This is a genomic window from Mycobacterium sp. Soil_C_30 (assembly GCF_057656995.1).
The window spans coordinates 469,929-485,701 of record NZ_JBDGJH010000001.1; the positions used below are offsets into that span (position 1 = coordinate 469,929).

Consider the following 15,773-nt stretch of genomic DNA (forward strand, 5'->3'; position numbering starts at 1 on the left):
AGGAATCGGGTGTCGCCGTGCTGCTGCCCGGCGGTGCACCGCCGAAAGGGTGGGAATGGGGGAGGTATGCGCGTCGATGACATCACGGTGACCGTTTGCCATGGCGGCGACCCACCGGATTGTTGCCAACGGTAAGGCCGCGACACCCGACCGTGGATCGGCGTCTCGGGAGTACTTGTGTCACCATCGATGTATGGGATTGTCAGGTCATCTAACACGTGTGTGCAGCGTCGCGTTGTTGACGTCGGCTTCGTTGGCGTTCGTCCCGCTGGGGATCCCGTCCGCGGCCGCTGAACCCGCCCCGGCCCCGGCTCCCGCTCCGGTACCTGTACCGGTACCCGTTCCGCTCGGGCCGGCACCCGGTCCCGCTCCTGAGGTGGTACCGGTTCCCGTGCCCGCCCCGCAGGCCGCCCCTGCGCCCGCGCCGGTTCCCGCCCCCGAAGCCCCAGCCCCAGCTCCGGCCCCGGCCCCGGTGCCGGTGGCTGCTGCGCTGCCCCCGGGCTGCCCCGATGTCCAGGTGGTCTTCGCACGCGGCACCACCGAGCCCCCGGGCCTGGGTGCCATGGGGCAGGCCTTCGTCGACGATCTGCGCGCTCGCGTCGGCGACAAGTCGGTGGGGGTGTATCCCGTCGACTATCCCGCCAGTCCGGACTTCCCGACAGGCGTGCAAGGCGTCATCGACGCCAGCACACATGTCCAGGAGATCGCGCAGAACTGCCCCGACACCCAGATGGTGCTCGGCGGCTTCTCGCAGGGCGCTGCGGTGATGGGTTTCGTGACCAACGAGATCGTGCCCGACGGTGTGTCACTGTCCGAGGTTCCCCAGCCCATGCCCGCTGATGTCGCCGACCACGTGGCCGCGGTGGCGCTGCTGGGCACCCCGTCGGACCGGTTCATGAACATGATCAAGCAGCCGTCGGTGAGCGTCGGCCCGCTGTACCAGCCCAAGACCATCGAACTGTGTGTGCCGAACGACTTCGTGTGCTCCGAGGGCGGCGACATCGGTGCTCACGGTCGCTACATCTCCGACGGCATGGTGGTGCAGGCGGCGGACTTCGCAGCGACGAAGTTAGCCGAAGGCGCCGATGCCGGCGAGGTACGAGGCGGCTGAGAAGCCGAGCAGACGGCCCCGAAGGCGCCGATGCCGGCGAGGTACGAGGCGGCTGAGAAGCCGAGCCCGGCGAATGAGGTAGTCCGCTACCTGCGTTCCGCGCGCGCCGCGATGCGACGATCGGTCCAGTCGATTGTCGGGGGGCGCGATGCCGGAGAAGTCTGTCGCCGGAGGTATCGCAGTACCTCTGCCGATACCTGAAGTCACCACGATCGCCGACGTGGTCGAGGTGCTCGATGACGTCCTCGACTGGTCACTGAGAGCGTCGAGTCAGCTGGGTTACTTCGCGGCGCTCTACAAGCGCATCACGGTGGCAGTGGGCCAGGCGATCGACAACGGCGCCTTCCACGACGGCCCACGCATGGAACGGTTCGACGTTGCCTTCGCGACCCGGTACTTCGACGCCCTCAACGGACTGTTCCATCCACGCGACCACAGTCGCCCCACCCGGTCATGGCAGGTCACCTTCGACGCAGCGGGCCGCGACGACCCGATCCTGGTGCAGCACATGCTCGCCGGTGTGAATGCGCACATCGGTCTGGATCTGGGGATCGTCGCCCACCAGCTGTCGGAGCCCACGGCAGACCTGCATGAGGACTTCAACACGATCAACGCGGTGCTGGCCAGCCAGATCAACGGGTTACTCGCCGATGTCCATGAACTTTCCCCCGCGCTGGCCGATATCGCGGCCGTCCTCATGGAGCACGAGATCTTCGCCATCAACGCCGGCGTCCGCCAGCTGCGCGACAGTGCGTGGCGATTCGCGGAATTGCTCACCGCCGAACCGGCTTTCGCACGACCGGTGACCATCTTTGCCCGCGACCGCAAGATCGCCGGACAAGGACGTCTGGTCTACGACCCGCCCAGTCTCACCGGAGTGGTCCGCGTCGCCATCGCCATGATCGCGGCGCGGGAGAGCCGCGATGTCCGACACAACCTCGAGGTGCTCGCCGAGATCGCCGCCGTCCCCGCACCGATTCGGACCGTGCTGTAACCAGTAGGGAAAACCCCCGGGAAGTTGTCGGGTCAGCACCGCAGATTCCGGCTGCGCAACACCAGAGGATGGACACATCAGCTAGTCGCGGAGACGGGAGCCAGCGTGACACACCAACTCGAGGCCACACTCGACCGGCACGGCACCGACATCGAATTGGCCGCGCGTTTCGAACGCGATGCGCTGCCGCTGCTGGATCAGCTCTACGGCGGGGCGCTGCGGATGACCCGCAACCCCGGTGACGCCGAAGACCTGGTGCAGGACACCATGCTCAAGGCGTACACCGGTTTCCAGACATTCCAGGTGGGCACCAATCTGCGGGCCTGGCTGTACCGGATCCTGACCAACACCTACATCAACGGTTACCGCAAGAGGCAGCGCAGGCCGAGCGAATACGCCTGCGACGACTTCACCGAATGGCTGGGATCGAGTTCGGCGCCGGCGTCGACGCTGCTGCGGTCGGCCGAGGTGGAGGCGCTGGAGAAGGTGCCCGACACCGAGATCAGCGACGCCCTCCAGGCGTTGCCGGAGGAGTTCCGGATGGCGGTGTATTACGCCGACGTCGAGGGCTTCCCCTACAAGGAGATCGCCGAGATCATGAACACCCCGCTGGGTACCGTGATGTCCCGGCTGCACCGCGGCCGGCGGCAGCTACGGGAGCTGCTCGCCGGCGTCGCGGTCAGTCGTGGGTACGCGGTGGCCGTCTAGGATCCGGTTGCTCAGGCCTACGCCGGGGCGCGGCCCTCAGATCTCCACGGTCATGGGGCCGACGTTCCAGATCTCATCGCAGTATTCGGCGATCGCCCGGTCCGACGAGAACTTGCCGCTGCGCGCCGAGTTCAGGATCGACATCCGCGCCCAGGTGTCGCCGTCGAGCCACGCGGCGCTGACCCGATCCTGGCAGTCGACATACGCGCGGTAGTCGGCCAACACCAGGAACGGGTCGTGGTGGATCAGCGAATCCAGCAGCGGTGCAAGGATCTGCGGGTCGCCGTGGGTGAAAGCGCCCTCGCGGATGAGTTCGAGCACGGCCGCCAACTCCGGATCCCGCTCCACGTAGTCCAGCGGCCGGTACCCGGTGGCCTTGACGGCCTGCACCTCGTCCTCGGTCAGCCCGAACAGGAAGAAGTTCTCCGCCCCGGCTTCCTCGCGGATCTCGACGTTGGCCCCGTCGAGGGTGCCGATGGTGAGGGCGCCGTTGATCATGAACTTCATGTTGCCGGTGCCGGAGGCCTCCTTGCCGGCAGTCGAGATCTGCTCGGACAGGTTGGCCGCGGGGTAGATGAGATGAGCGTTCTGCACGTTGAAGTTCGGCAGGAACACCACCTTCATGAAGCGGTTCACCTCGGGGTCGGCGTTGACCACGTCACCGATGGCGGTGATCAGCTTGATGATCCGCTTGGCCAGGAAATACCCCGGGGCGGCCTTGCCGCCGAAGATGAATGCGCGCGGCGGCATCGTGTAGCCGGGGATGGTCTTGAGCCGCAGATACTGCGTGATGATGTGCAACGCGTTGAGGTGCTGACGCTTGTACTCGTGGATGCGCTTGACCTGGATGTCGAACATCCACGTCGGGTCCAGCTCGATACCGGTTGCCGTGTGCACGTACTCGGCAAGACGGGACTTGTTGGCACGCTTGACTTCTCGCCAACGCTCCCGGAATGCGGGATCGTCGACGTGGGCCTCGAGCTCACGTAACTTGTACAGATCGGTGAGCCAGCCCGCACCGATGGTCTGGTCGAGCAGCTGGCGCAAGCCGGGATTGGACAGGGCCAGGAAGCGACGCGGCGTCACGCCGTTGGTGACGTTGCCGAACCGCTCCGGCCACATTTCGTAGAAGTCCTTGAGCACGCTTTCCTTCAGCAGCTCCGAGTGCAGCGCTGCGACACCGTTGACGGCGTGGCTGCCCACCGTGGCCAGGTGGGCCATCCGTACCGTCTTGCCGCCGTCCTCGCCGATCAGTGACATCCGGCGCACCCGGTCGTCGTCGCCGGGGAACCTGGCGCGCACCTCGTCGAGGAACCGGTCGTTGATCTCGTAGATCAGTTCGAGGTGGCGCGGCAGGCAGTCACCGAACAATCCCAGCGACCACGTCTCCAGCGCCTCGGGCAGCAGTGTGTGGTTGGTGTAGCCGAAGGTGGCGACCGTGATCTCCCAGGCCTCATCCCAGCTCATGTGGTGCTCGTCGATGAGCAGGCGCATCAACTCGGCGACGGCGATCGACGGATGGGTGTCGTTGAGCTGGATTGCCCACTTGTCCGGCAACGCCGACAGCGGCAGGCCCACCCGTTCGGTGTGGATGCGGATGATGTCCTGCAGCGAGCAGGTGACGAAGAAGTACTGCTGCTGCAACCGCAGACGCTTGCCGGCCTCGGGCTCGTCGTTCGGATAGAGCACCTTCGAGACCTTCTCGGAGAGCACCTCGTCCTCGACGGCCTTGTAGAAGTCGCCGGTGTTGAATGCCTCGAGCGCGAACTGCGTGACCGACCGCGCGCTCCACAGCGTCAGGGTGTTGCACGTGTTGACGCCGTAGCCCTGGATGGGGGTGTCGTAGGAGACGCCCTGCAGCACCCGGCGCGGGATCCAGCGCACCCGCAGATTGCCGGCGATGTCGGTGTACTGCTCGGTCTTGCCGCCCCAGCAGACGAAATAGCTGGCATCCGGCTTGTCGATCTCCCATGGGTTACCGCTGACCAGCCAGTTGTCGGTCTTCTCGGCCTGCCAGCCGTCGTGGATCTCTTGATCGAAGATGCCGAACTCATACCGGATCCCGTAACCGATCGACGGGCGCTCCAGCGTGGCCATCGAGTCCAGATAGCAGGCGGCCAGCCGGCCGAGGCCACCGTTGCCCAGACCCGGCTCCTCCTCGCAGTCGATGACCTCGTCGAGGTCCTGGCCCAGCTCGGCCAGCGCGGCGCGGGCCTCGGCTTCCAGGCCCAGGTTGAGCAGGTTGTTGCCGAGCTGGGGACCCATCAGGAACTCCGCCGACAGGTAGCAGGTCACCTTGTTCGACAGGTCGAGCCAGTCCTGGGTGGTGGCCATCCAGCGTTGCTGCATCCGGTCGCGCACCGCCAGCGACAGCGCTTTGTAGTAGTGCGCCGGCGTCACCGCGGCGGCCGGGCGGCCGATGGAGTACATCAAGTGGTCCGAGATGGCGCGCCGCAGCGCGTCGGCCGACATCCCGGTACGGGAATGCTCGTGCCGGGACGCCAGAGGAAAAGCCGCGCCGTCGGCGGCACCTGCGGACGGCGTATGGGCGGTGTCTGTCACTACCTGCTCCTGATACCTGAATGAGGACGGGTCAGTCTGACACCTCCGTGTTACATCAGATGCACTGCCGGCGTCACGTAGGTGAACACCGACGGGCTGGCACAGTGGTGTCTGTGAGCGACCGGTGATCGAACTGCCCACGGCCGTGCAGGCGATGGCGACCCGCGGCCCGCAGTGGCAGAGCTGGGTCGATGAACTGCCGAAACTCATCCAGCGTCAGCTCGCCGACTGGACCCTGACCCCCGACGGCGCACCGATGCACGGGCATGCGTCGATGGTGCTGCCCGTGATCGGCGACGCCGGCCCGGCTGTGCTGAAAATCGCCTTTCCCGACGACGAGTCACAACACGAACACCTGGCCCTGCGGCGCTGGGGTGGTGACGGCGCCGTCCGGTTGCTGGGTGCCGACCCGCACCGGCGGACCCTGCTGCTGGAACGTCTGCACACCCGGGACCTCACCCCGCTGTGGGACGTCGAGGCCTGCGAGATCGTCGCCGACCTGTACCGCCGGATCCACGTACCCGCCCTTCCTCAGCTGGACACCCTGGCCAACGTCATCACGCGCCACACCGCCGGCCTCGACGCGTTGCCGCGCAGTGCTCCCATTCCGCGCCGGCTCGTCGAGCAGGCCCAGTCCTGGAGCCGCGACCTGGTGACCGACCCCGACACGGTGGGCACACTGATCCACACCGACCTGCACTACGACAACGTGCTCGCCGCTGACCGCGAGCCGTGGTTGGTCACCGATCCCAAACCGCTCAACGGCGACCCGCACTACGAGGTGGCGCCGCTGCTGTGGAACCGCTGGGACGAACTGGCCGGTGATGTCCGCGACGGCGTGCGGCGCCGGTTCTACGCGGTGGTCGACGCCGCCGGGCTGGCCGAGGACCGTGCCCGCGCCTGGGTGGTGGTGCGAATGGTGCACAACGCCGTGTGGGAGCTGACCGATCCCGGTCCCGTCGACCACGACTGGCTGACCACCTGCATCGCGGTGGCCAAGGCGGTACAAGGCTAAGCGGGTACCGGCACCCGGGTGGTGTGCACGGCGGCCCCCATGGTCGTCTGTGCCTGTCCGCCGTCGCCCAGCGTGGTCGAGGTCAGCAGGAACAGGGTGTCGCCGTCGCGGCCGCCGAGGGCGCAGGCGATGGCATGCCGGCCGGGGGTCTCGATGGTGTCGGTCACCTCGCCGCCTTCGAGGACGCGGATGAACCGGTCGGCTACCGGGCTGGCGAACCACACCCCGTTGTCGCGGTCGACGGTGATGCCGTCCGGAAATCCGTCGACGGCGGCCCAGACCCGGCGGTCGGTCAGGGATCCGTCGGAGGCGAGGGTGAAGGCGGTGATGCACTGACCGACGCTCTCGGCCACCAGCAAGGTGGATCCGTCGGCGGTGATCGCCATGCCGTTGGCGAACTGCATGCCCTCGGCGGCCACCTCGGTCGAGCCGTCCGGGTCGATGCGGATCAGCGGGGCCGCCACCGGTGCCTCTCCGGCGCGGGGATCGAAGCCGAACTGACCCAGGAAGGTGTGCCCACGCGAGTCGACCACCATGTCGTTGATCTCCTGGGGTGCCAACGCGCTGACGTCGGCGTGCGCGGTCAGACGGCCGTCCTGGTGGCGCAGCACCCGCCGCTGCAGCATCGACGAGATCAGCAGCGATCCGTCGGGCAGCCAGCCCAGGCCGGACGGCTGTTCGAGGTCGGTGACGGTGCTGACCTCGCCGGACTCCGAAATCCGTAACACTTCGTCGGCGAACATGTCCGAGACGAACAGTGCGCCGTCATGCCAGCGCGGCGCCTCGAGGAAGGCGCGGCCTGTCACCAGGGTGGCCAGTTCGTATGTCACTGCGGCACTCCGTATCTGTTGGCGTACCCGGCCTGGCGCGCGGCGAGCTGGTCCTGACGGCTGTAGACGAGCTGATCGGGTTGCACAGAGGATGGTGCCTGGTCCAGCGGCATCCTGGTCACCGAAACGGTGGGCTGGTCCGGCGAATTCGGGTCCACGCCCTGGAATCGGATGGACAGGGTGCCCTGATTGAGGCCCCCGGTGGACACCCAGTTGGCCACGCCCGGATCGTTTTTCGCGACGACGACGGTGTAGCTGCCGTCGGTGTCGGGGATCGCCTGGGCATTGTTGAGGCTGGTCTGCTGATCCCAGTAGTTGCCGGTGATGGTCCAGACGTCGGTGACCGGAACAACGAAGTACGAGGCGCTGCCCGGGTCGACGGTGAGTACCAGCGCTTCGTCGTCGTCGAGCTGGAAGTAGCCTGCGCTCTGCAGCTGGGTGGACAGGAATTGCGCGTTGTGGGCCGGGGCGGACAATGTATTCGGTTGGCGCAGTTGACCTGTGGTCGAATCAGTGGTGGCCACCTTGATGTATTCGTCCTGTTTGGTGATGCCCAGGAGCAGCATCAGCAGCGCCGCCTCGGTGGCTTGCACCGCCAGTGGCGGTTCGGGGAACGGCGCAACCTGCGAGACCAGCGACACCAGCGCCGGGTTCCGGGTGACGGCCGCGCCGAGTCCGGGGATCAGGAATCCGCCGAGCTGAGCGAAGAGGCTGTCCGGCGGCCCGTCGACCCGCCGGATCGCCACCGACATCGGCGCCTGGGCGGTCCAGTCCGACAACGTGTTCCTGGTGGTGATCAGCGTGGATTCGGGGGACAACTGCAGATGGTCGGCGCCGGGATCCGACGGCGGCGCCGCGCTGACGGTGATGGTGAAGCGACCGTCGGAGTCCACCTCAAGGTCGTTGCCGTTGAGGTTGGTCGCGGTCTGGCCGTTGAGACCGGTCAGCACACTGAAGTTGGTGTCGGCCGGGCGCTGACCCGGGGCGAACTGCCCGCTGATGACGTACTCCGACGCGGCGTTGGCGGGCGTGAACCGGTAGATGGTGTCGGGGTTGTCGTACCAGATGCGGGTGCCCTCGACCTCGCCGCCTCCCCAGGTGTGTGGCGGCATGACCTGTTGCAGCAGAACCGGTTTCGTCGGGTTGAGCATCTGGACTTCCATCGCCGCCTGCATGGCGTACTCGTCGACGGCCTGATCGAGCCGGGCCAGGTTCTCCGTGTCCGGCCCACCCACCAGCGCGTAATTGTGATGCGCCGAGAACAACCACGCCACCTTCAACACCACCTTGGCCAGCCCGACCACTGGGGTTTCGGCGATCTGTTCGGCACGGCGCTCGGCGGCCAGCTGGTCCTCTGTGGCCAGTGTGCTGGACCCGGCGGGGACCTCCAAGCTGTCTCGGCGGGCCGCGCCCAGCAGGGTGGTCAGCCCGGTGGTGGGTGGGGGAGCGGCCGGTTCGGTGTCGGCGTCGGCGTCGTCGTCGCGCGACAACCGCACCGCGGTCATCCGGTCCCGGTGGGTGGGCTTGTCGGTGTCACGCTTCTCTGAGGTGCGCCGTGTCAACGACTTTCGGTCGGGTTCGGTGTCGTCTTTCTTGCGTTCGGTTCTGGCCTGGCGGTCAGGTTCGCGCTCGGAGGCTGCGGACCCGGATGCGGTGGCCGTGTCATCGGCGAGTGCGATGCCGGCGGTACTGCCGAGTGCGATGCCGATACCCAGGGCGACGGCCAGTCCGCCGATGCGGCCGACGTGTCTGGCGTAGGTGCTCGACCTCATTGACGTCTCCATCGACGTGTTCCGGTGATGACCGGACTGTAGTGAGCTCTCCGGCCCGACGGCGGTGATTCGGCGGCTTCGGCGATGTGGACGTTGCCCTCCGGACAGATGACGCGCCCCTTATATTGCGTCTGTGAATCGCCGCAGCATGCTGACGTTGACGGGCCTGGGATTGCTGGCGGGAGGGGCTGGGCTGCAGAAGGCCGGCGCGGAACCGCCGTTGCCGGGAGCCGAGCTACTACCTCCGCCGGTGTTCGCCGACGAGTTCGACGGACCACCCGGCGCTGCCCCGGACTACAACAGGTGGCTGGTGGTGCCGGCCCGGGAAACGATTCGCAACCCTGCCCATTGGGACCGGCCGGAGAACATGGGGCAGTACCGCGACGACCGGCAGAACCTGTTCCTGGACGGCTTCGGCAACCTCGTCATCCGCGCCACCCGGGAAGGCGACCGGTACTTCGGTGCGAAGATCCAGGGCCGGACGTGGATCGGTATCGGGCACACCTGGGAAGCGCGGGTGAAGCTCGAATGCCTCACCCCGGGCGCGTGGCCCGCGTGGTGGATGCTCAACGATCTGCCCGGTCAGGGCGGCGAGATCGACGTCATGGAGTGGTTCGGCAATGGTGGCTGGGCTCCGGGGTCGACCGTGCACACCAGGCTGGACGGCACCACGGCGGCCAATTACCCGATCGTCATCGATCCCGAATGGCATGTGTGGCGGTGCCAGTGGGATGTCGCGGGGATCCGGTTCTGGAAGGACCCGGTGCCCGGGGCGCCGCCGTACTTCGACCTGCCTGCCGGGTCCTTGGCGAACTGGCGATTCAACGACCCGGGTTTCCAGATGTTCCCGGTGCTCAATCTCGCGGTCAGCGGTTCCGGTGGCGGGGATCCCAGCGCCGGCATCTATCCGGCGCAGATGCTGGTGGACTACGTCAGGATCTGGTGAACACAGCCCGGCCCTCGCGCCCCAGAGCAGCTAGACGCCGACCAGCGTGTCGATCCAGCCGCGGGCGAAGTACAGCAGGAAGCCGGCCGCCACGATCCACAGCAGCGGGCTGATCTCACGGGCTTTGCCGGAGGCACTGCGCAGCACCACCCAGGAGATGAACCCGACGCCGATACCGTTGGCGATCGAGTAGCTCAGCGGCATCACGGTCACGGTCAACACGACGGGCAGTGCGACCGAGAAATCCGAGTAGTCGATCTCGCGCAGGTTCGCGGCCATCATGGCGCCCACGATCACCAGCGCCGACGCGGCCACCTCGGTGGGCACGATGGCCGCCAGTGGTGTCAAAAACATTGCGGCCAGGAACAATACGCCGGTGACCAGGCTGGCCAGGCCGGTACGGGCGCCTTCACCGATACCGGCACCGGACTCGATGAACACGGTGTTCGACGACGCCGAGACCGCACCACCGACCACCGCGCCGGCACCTTCGACCACCAGCGCCGACTGCAGCCGCGGGAAGTTGCCGTGCTCGTCGGCCAGCCCGGCCTGCTTCGACAACCCGGTGAATGTGCCCATGGCGTCGAAGAAGTTGGTGAAGACCAGCGTGAACACCAACATGATGGCCGCCAGGATGCCGATGCGGCCGAAGCTGTCCACGCTGAAGTCGCCGACCAGCGAGAGATCCGGCACCGCAAACGGTGAGCCGGACAGGGTGGGCACCGACAGGCCCCACCCGCCCGGATTCTCGGTGCCCGGGCCCAGATGCCAGATCGCTTCGACGATGACGGCCACCACGGTGCCGGTGATCAACCCGATCAGGATGCCGCCGCGCACTCTGCGCGCCACCAGGATGCCCGTCACCAACAGGGTGAAGACGAAGATCACCGTGGGGATGGTCATGATGGAGCCCGAGCCGTCGTCGCCGAGACCCAGCGGCGGGGAGGGGAATCCGGTGGCGCCCACGAAGCCGGCGTCGACCAATCCGATGAACAAGATGAACAGGCCGATACCGGCGGTGATCGCCAACTTCAGCGGCATGGGCACGGCGTCGAAGATCAAGCGGCGCAGGCCGGTGACCGCGAGCAGCACGATGATCAGCCCGTTGATCACCACCAGTCCCATGGCTTCGGGCCAGGTCAGGTCACCGACGATCGAACTGGCCAGGAACGAGTTGATGCCCAAGCCGGCCGCGAAGGCGAACGGCAGGCGGGCCACCACACCGAAGACGATCGTCATCAGCCCGGCCGCCAGTGACGTCACCGCGGACACCTGGGTGAATCCCAGTGAGGTGCCCTCGACGTCGGGTGTGCCGGACAAGATGATCGGGTTCAACACGATGATGTACGCCATCGCGATGAACGTGACGACCCCGCCTCGCAGTTCGGTGCCGATGGAGGACCCACGCGCTGAGATCTCGAAGAAGCGATCGAGGCGATTCACCGTTCGACCATAAAGGGTCGACGGTCGGCGCGCGGACCGTGGATGCGTCTTTGCCGGAACGTGCCGGGTCAGCCGGCTCGCTCGCGATGAAACGGGCGAGCCGGCGGGTCTCAGGTGGTGGTCTGCCGGCTTTGCTTCTCGGCGTCGGCCAGTTCTTCCACCCGGTCTGCCTGGTCGCGGATGGCCTCGGCAGCCACCTGCTTGTCCTGGGCTTCCTGCCGCTTTTCCTGCGCGTCGTCGACGACGGCCTTCTCGGCGGCTCGAATCGCGTCCTGTTGCGAGCGCCGGCTTTGCTCGGCGGCCTGGACGCGCTTCTGCGCCACGGCGTCAGCCTGCTTCTTGGCATTCGCCTTGGCTTTCGCCGCAGTTTGGTCGGCGTTGCGCTTGCGCTCGGCCGCGGCGGCCTTGGCCTCGGCCACTTCCTGCTCGCGCGCTTCGCGGGCTTCCTGCTGGTCCTGAATCGCCTTGTCGCGCTTACGCTTCAGCGTCTGGTCGGCTTCCTGCTTCTTTTCGGCGGCCCGGGCGTCGAGTCGGGCCGCTTCACCGAGGGTTTCGCTGCGCTCGATCAGCGCCGCGCCCCGTTCGACCAAAGCGTCGTCTTTGAGCAGGTTGCCGACAGTCGTGTCGAGGGTGCCCAGTGAACGTTCGTAGAACAGCCGGCCCGGTGCTTCCGCATCGACGCGGGCAGCGACCTGCTGCTCGATCAGCTGAAGAGGGAAGCGGGCTATCTGGTACTGCAGCCGTAGCACGGCGAGGGGAACGTCGGTGATTTTCATCGATTACTCCTAGGGGGTCTCGAGGTTCAGGACTGGCCGGGTTCGGGCAGTTTGGCGGCTTGCTGGCGCAGGCTCTCCGCGGCGGCGCGGTCGGACTCGGCGTCGAGGGTCTTGTCCTCGTGCTCTTCCGCCGCGTCGATGACATCCTCGGCCGCGTCACTGAGTTCGGCGCGTTCCTCGGCCTTGGCCAGCTGTGCCTCACGTTGAGCGTCGAGGTCAGCTTGGGTTTTCGCGACGGCCACGTCACGTTCGACGGCCTGCTCGGCCGCCTGTTTCCGCGCGGCCTGCTCGGCTCGCGCCGCGTTCTCCACTGCGGCTGTCTCGGCCTGCACCTCCCGCCGCTGGGCCGCAGCTTCCGTGGTGGCTGCCACCGCTTCGGCCTGGGCCTCGGCGGCTTCGGCGTCGGCCACCGCCTCGACGGCGTTGGCCTCCTTGCGCTGCTTGGCTTGAACCTGTTCCAGCTGGCCCTCTGCGGTCAGCGAGTCATTGCCGGTCACGGCCCCGGCGACTTCTTTCGCCTTGCCTTTGACCGTGTCGATGAGTCCTTTGCGTGCCTGGTCGGCCTTCTGATGCTCGGTCATGGTCACCCTGGTTCCACGGAGCGGCCGACTCAAACCCTTTGTGACTTCTTGCACTGGTTCACCGTTGTTTTGGTGCCGACGGTGAGGGTAGGCGTGGCTGCATGCGAGCAGCCATTCTCCAGAAAGTCGGTGAACCGCCCGTCGTCGGGGAATTCGACGAGCCCGAACGCGACATCGTCACCGTGACGTTGGCCGGGTGCAACCCCGTTGACCTGGCGTTGGCGTCTGGCTCCATGGGTGAGCCGGTGCTGCCTTCAGTGGTGGGCAAGGAAGGCGTCGGGACCACCGACACCGGGCAGCGCGTGTACTTCGACTCACCACCGAAGCCCTTCGGCTCCTGGGCGCAACGGTGCCAGGTGAACCCGGAGAGAACATTTCCGGTGCCAGACGGGGTGTGCGATGAGCTGGCCGTCACCATCGGTATCGCCGGGCTGGCCGCCTGGCTTCCGCTGACTCGGCACGCCCAGGTGAGCGCCGATACGTCGGTTCTGGTGTTGGGAGCCACCGGCGTCGTCGGCACCCTCGCGGTGCAGGCCGCCGCCCTGTTGGGGGCCGGCCGCGTGGTGGCGGCCGGCCGTGACCGCGACGCGCTCAAGCGGTTGTCGGATCTGGGCGCCGACGCGCTGGTGACGCTCGGTTCCGACGATGACGCCGAGGCCCTGGGCGCCGAAGCCGACGGCGGCTACGACGTCGTGCTGGACACCGTCTACGGCAGGCCTTTCCTGGCGGCTCTCGAAAACGCCGCGCCCACCGCCACGTTGGTGACCGTCGGCCGCGGTGCCGCGCCGAGCGCGGACATCCCGTTCCAGGCGTTGATGGGGCGCACTCACATCGGGCACTACAACGACGCACTGCCGGTCGAGGAGCTGCGGGCGGCGTACGCGGAGCTGGCCGGCCACGCCGGACAGGGCCGGCTGAAGGTCGACGTCGGACACTATTGCCTGGACGAGGCGCCCACGGCCTTCCAGGCACAGCAGGAGAGCCCCCACGTCAAGATCGTGGTCAAACCCTCTTGAATTCAGCACATTCGCAGCGATTCTCGCCCTTGTCACCGACAACTGAAAGGTTCCGTCATGGGATTTCCTGAACAGCAGCAAGAAGTACCCGGGGTGCAGTCGGCGATGGACCCCGTACCCGACTGCGGGGAGAAAAGCTACCGCGGATCGGGACGGCTGACCGGCAAGAAAGCCGTCATCACCGGCGGCGACAGCGGGATCGGGCGTGCGGTGGCCATCGCCTACGCGCGGGAGGGCGCCGACGTCCTGATTGCGTATCTGAACGAGGACGACGATGCCGCCGAGGTGAAGAAGCTGGTGGAGGAGGCCGGACGCAAATGTGTGCTGGTGCCCGGTGACCTGTCCGATCCCAGTCACTGCCGCGCCGTGGTGGAGCGCGCGGTGAGTGAACTCGGGGGTGTCGACATCCTGGTGAGCAACGCGGCCTATCAGATGAGCCACGATTCGCTCGACGAGATCACCGACGAGGAGTGGGATTACACGTTCCGGCTCAACATCGGCGCCTACTTCTACCTGGTCAAGGCTGCCTTGCCGCACATGTCGCCCGGAGCTTCGGTGATTGGAAGCTCGTCGGTGAACTCCGACTCGCCTTCGCCCCAGCTGGCGCCGTACGCGGCCACCAAGGCGGCCATCGCGAACTTCTCGGCCAGCCTGGCGCAGCTGTTGGGCGACAAGGGAATCCGGGTCAACAGCGTTGCTCCCGGTCCGATTTGGACGCCGCTGATCCCGGCCACCATGCCACCGGAGAAGGTGGCGTCGTTCGGGGAGAACACCCCGCTGGGCCGAGCTGGGCAGCCCGCCGAGCTGGCGCCGGTGTATGTGTTGCTGGCCTCCGATGAAGGCAGCTACATCTCCGGCGCCCGGGTCGCCGTGACCGGAGGCCGGCCGATTCTCTAGGTCAGCGTCCGGGAATCGGTAGCGTGATCGCCGCCGGCAGGGCGGCAGGCAGCGCCGGCGGCGGCGCGGGGGCCGGAGCGGGAATTCCACCGGGAAGCGGCGCCGGGAGCACGGGCACCGGCGGCAGCGCCGGCGGCGGCGCGTTCAGGATGCGGATCATGTCCGGCTTCATCGCCTGCAGTTGGCCGCCCCAGTACCCCCAGCTGTGCGTGCCGTTGGCGGGGAACTGGAACACCGCGTTGCGTCCACCCGCCGCCAGGTACTTCTGCTGGAAGTCCTTGTTGGAGGCGACGGTGATGTTCTCCAGGTACTGCGCGCTGAAGTTGGTGCCGAAGTCGTTGCCGGTGTCCAACTCGGCCGGCATCCCGCTGCCGCAGTAGATCCACAACGCGGTGCGGTTGGCGACCAGCCGGTTGATGTTGACCGTCGGGTCGTTGCGCTGCCAGGCGATATCGCTGGACGGCCCCCACATGTTCTGCGCCCGGTAGCCGCCGGCATCGGCCATGGCGAATCCGATCATGGTGGGCCACAGCCCTTGTGACGGGTTGAGGAATCCCGACAGCGAGCTGGCGAAGATGAACTGCTGCGGGTGCCAGATCGCGAGCGTCAGCGCGGCACCGCCGGACATGGACAGCCCGACGACGGCATTGCCGTTGGGATCCTGGCCCCGGTTGGCCGCCAGCCACGCCGGCAGTTCCTGGGTCAGGAACGTTTCCCACTTGTACGTCAGGGTGCCCGCCTTACCTGCCGCCGGCTGGTACCAGTCGGTGTAGAAACTGGACTGGCCACCGACGGGCATCACCACGGAAATGCCGGATTCGTAGAACCATTCGAAGGCGGCGGTGTTGATGTCCCAGCCGTTGAAGTCGTCCTGCGCGCGCAACCCGTCGAGCAGATAGACGCTGTGCGGGCCGCCGCCCTGGAACGTCACGCGGATGTTGCGGCCCATCGACGGGGACGGGATGTCGAGGTGTTCGACCGGAAGGCCCGCACGGGAGAACGCGGCCGCGGTGGGTGCCGGCGCGGCGGTGACCAGCAACGCCGGTAGCAGCGCGGCGGCCACCAACGCCGTCAGCGCACGGACCCGGCCCGTTTTCCGGAGCCGGCTGAGTCGGTGATCCA

14 protein-coding genes are annotated in these 15,773 nt (G+C 67.1%); 7 read left to right on the top strand and 7 right to left on the bottom strand.

What is annotated here, in order from left to right:
- Window positions 1–472 precede the first annotated feature (472 nt).
- The 3 genes from AC3A6P_RS02155 to AC3A6P_RS02165 all read left to right on the top strand — a co-directional run bounded on the left by AC3A6P_RS02155 (window position 473) and on the right by AC3A6P_RS02165 (window position 2,813).
- Window positions 473–1,111, top strand: coding sequence for a cutinase family protein (locus AC3A6P_RS02155; protein WP_487688138.1), 639 nt, complete (start codon window positions 473–475; stop codon window positions 1,109–1,111).
- Between the two features lie 148 nt (window positions 1,112–1,259).
- Entirely contained in the window at window positions 1,260–2,105 is an 846-nt protein-coding gene (locus AC3A6P_RS02160) for a DUF5995 family protein (RefSeq protein WP_487687753.1), read from the top strand.
- A 105-nt stretch (window positions 2,106–2,210) separates the two neighbouring features.
- On the top strand, window positions 2,211–2,813 hold the full coding sequence (locus AC3A6P_RS02165) for a sigma-70 family RNA polymerase sigma factor (protein ID WP_487687756.1): 603 nt from the start codon (window positions 2,211–2,213) through the stop codon (window positions 2,811–2,813).
- A gap of 36 nt (window positions 2,814–2,849) precedes the next feature.
- On the opposite strand, the gene AC3A6P_RS02170 is transcribed toward AC3A6P_RS02165, so the two are convergent.
- Entirely contained in the window at window positions 2,850–5,285 is a 2,436-nt protein-coding gene (locus tag AC3A6P_RS02170; protein ID WP_487688140.1) for a glycogen/starch/alpha-glucan phosphorylase, read from the bottom strand.
- A 214-nt stretch (window positions 5,286–5,499) separates the two neighbouring features.
- On the opposite strand from AC3A6P_RS02170, the gene AC3A6P_RS02175 reads away from it, so the two are divergent.
- Entirely contained in the window at window positions 5,500–6,390 is an 891-nt protein-coding gene (locus AC3A6P_RS02175; protein ID WP_487687758.1) for an aminoglycoside phosphotransferase family protein, read from the top strand.
- On the opposite strand, the gene AC3A6P_RS02180 is transcribed toward AC3A6P_RS02175, so the two are convergent.
- Both AC3A6P_RS02180 and AC3A6P_RS02185 read right to left on the bottom strand, forming a co-directional pair.
- Entirely contained in the window at window positions 6,387–7,220 is an 834-nt protein-coding gene (locus AC3A6P_RS02180) for an SMP-30/gluconolactonase/LRE family protein (protein WP_487687760.1), read from the bottom strand. The two genes, AC3A6P_RS02175 and AC3A6P_RS02180, sit on opposite strands and share 4 nt — an antisense overlap.
- A complete protein-coding gene (locus tag AC3A6P_RS02185; RefSeq protein ID WP_487687763.1) occupies window positions 7,217–8,992 on the bottom strand; it encodes a hypothetical protein in 1,776 nt (591 codons plus the stop codon). Before AC3A6P_RS02185 ends, AC3A6P_RS02180 begins: the two co-directional genes overlap by 4 nt.
- A 124-nt stretch (window positions 8,993–9,116) precedes the next feature.
- Here AC3A6P_RS02185 and AC3A6P_RS02190 point away from each other — a divergent pair, with 124 nt between their 5' ends.
- The gene (locus AC3A6P_RS02190) at window positions 9,117–9,938 is read left to right on the top strand and encodes a glycoside hydrolase family 16 protein (RefSeq protein ID WP_487688143.1); all 822 of its coding nucleotides are present in this window, start codon (window positions 9,117–9,119) and stop codon (window positions 9,936–9,938) included.
- 30 nt (window positions 9,939–9,968) lie between these two features.
- On the opposite strand, the gene AC3A6P_RS02195 is transcribed toward AC3A6P_RS02190, so the two are convergent.
- The 3 genes from AC3A6P_RS02195 to AC3A6P_RS02205 all read right to left on the bottom strand — a co-directional run bounded on the left by AC3A6P_RS02195 (window position 9,969) and on the right by AC3A6P_RS02205 (window position 12,738).
- On the bottom strand, window positions 9,969–11,381 hold the full coding sequence (locus AC3A6P_RS02195) for an NCS2 family permease (protein ID WP_487687765.1): 1,413 nt from the start codon (window positions 11,379–11,381) through the stop codon (window positions 9,969–9,971).
- 110 nt (window positions 11,382–11,491) lie between these two features.
- Window positions 11,492–12,157, bottom strand: coding sequence for an IF2 family translation initiation factor (locus AC3A6P_RS02200; protein ID WP_487687767.1), 666 nt, complete (start codon window positions 12,155–12,157; stop codon window positions 11,492–11,494).
- A 26-nt stretch (window positions 12,158–12,183) separates the two neighbouring features.
- Window positions 12,184–12,738 (bottom strand): CsbD family protein, encoded by a 555-nt coding sequence (locus AC3A6P_RS02205; RefSeq protein WP_487687769.1) that lies wholly within the window; start codon window positions 12,736–12,738, stop codon window positions 12,184–12,186.
- 101 nt (window positions 12,739–12,839) lie between these two features.
- Here AC3A6P_RS02205 and AC3A6P_RS02210 point away from each other — a divergent pair, with 101 nt between their 5' ends.
- Both AC3A6P_RS02210 and AC3A6P_RS02215 read left to right on the top strand, forming a co-directional pair.
- On the top strand, window positions 12,840–13,754 hold the full coding sequence (locus tag AC3A6P_RS02210; RefSeq protein ID WP_487687771.1) for a quinone oxidoreductase family protein: 915 nt from the start codon (window positions 12,840–12,842) through the stop codon (window positions 13,752–13,754).
- Between the two features lie 57 nt (window positions 13,755–13,811).
- Window positions 13,812–14,651 carry an SDR family oxidoreductase gene (locus AC3A6P_RS02215; RefSeq protein ID WP_487687774.1) on the top strand — a complete coding sequence of 280 codons (840 nt, stop codon included), beginning with the start codon at window positions 13,812–13,814 and terminating at the stop codon, window positions 14,649–14,651.
- Between the two features lies 1 nt (window position 14,652).
- Here AC3A6P_RS02215 and AC3A6P_RS02220 read toward each other — a convergent pair whose 3' ends face one another.
- Window positions 14,653–15,726 (bottom strand): esterase family protein, encoded by a 1,074-nt coding sequence (locus tag AC3A6P_RS02220; protein WP_487688145.1) that lies wholly within the window; start codon window positions 15,724–15,726, stop codon window positions 14,653–14,655.
- Window positions 15,727–15,773 lie beyond the last annotated feature (47 nt).

What these genes read in the sequence shown, in the direction of transcription:
- AC3A6P_RS02160 (WP_487687753.1), top strand. Translation starts at nt 1,260, where the DNA reads ATGCCGGAGAAGTCTGTCGCCGGAGGTATCGCAGTACCTCTGCCGATA.
- AC3A6P_RS02185 (WP_487687763.1), bottom strand. Translation starts at nt 8,992, where the DNA reads ATGAGGTCGAGCACCTACGCCAGACACGTCGGCCGCATCGGCGGACTG.
- AC3A6P_RS02210 (WP_487687771.1), top strand. Translation starts at nt 12,840, where the DNA reads ATGCGAGCAGCCATTCTCCAGAAAGTCGGTGAACCGCCCGTCGTCGGG.
- AC3A6P_RS02200 (WP_487687767.1), bottom strand. Translation starts at nt 12,157, where the DNA reads ATGAAAATCACCGACGTTCCCCTCGCCGTGCTACGGCTGCAGTACCAG.
- AC3A6P_RS02170 (WP_487688140.1), bottom strand. Translation starts at nt 5,285, where the DNA reads ATGTCGGCCGACGCGCTGCGGCGCGCCATCTCGGACCACTTGATGTAC.
- AC3A6P_RS02205 (WP_487687769.1), bottom strand. Translation starts at nt 12,738, where the DNA reads ATGACCGAGCATCAGAAGGCCGACCAGGCACGCAAAGGACTCATCGAC.
- AC3A6P_RS02215 (WP_487687774.1), top strand. Translation starts at nt 13,812, where the DNA reads ATGGGATTTCCTGAACAGCAGCAAGAAGTACCCGGGGTGCAGTCGGCG.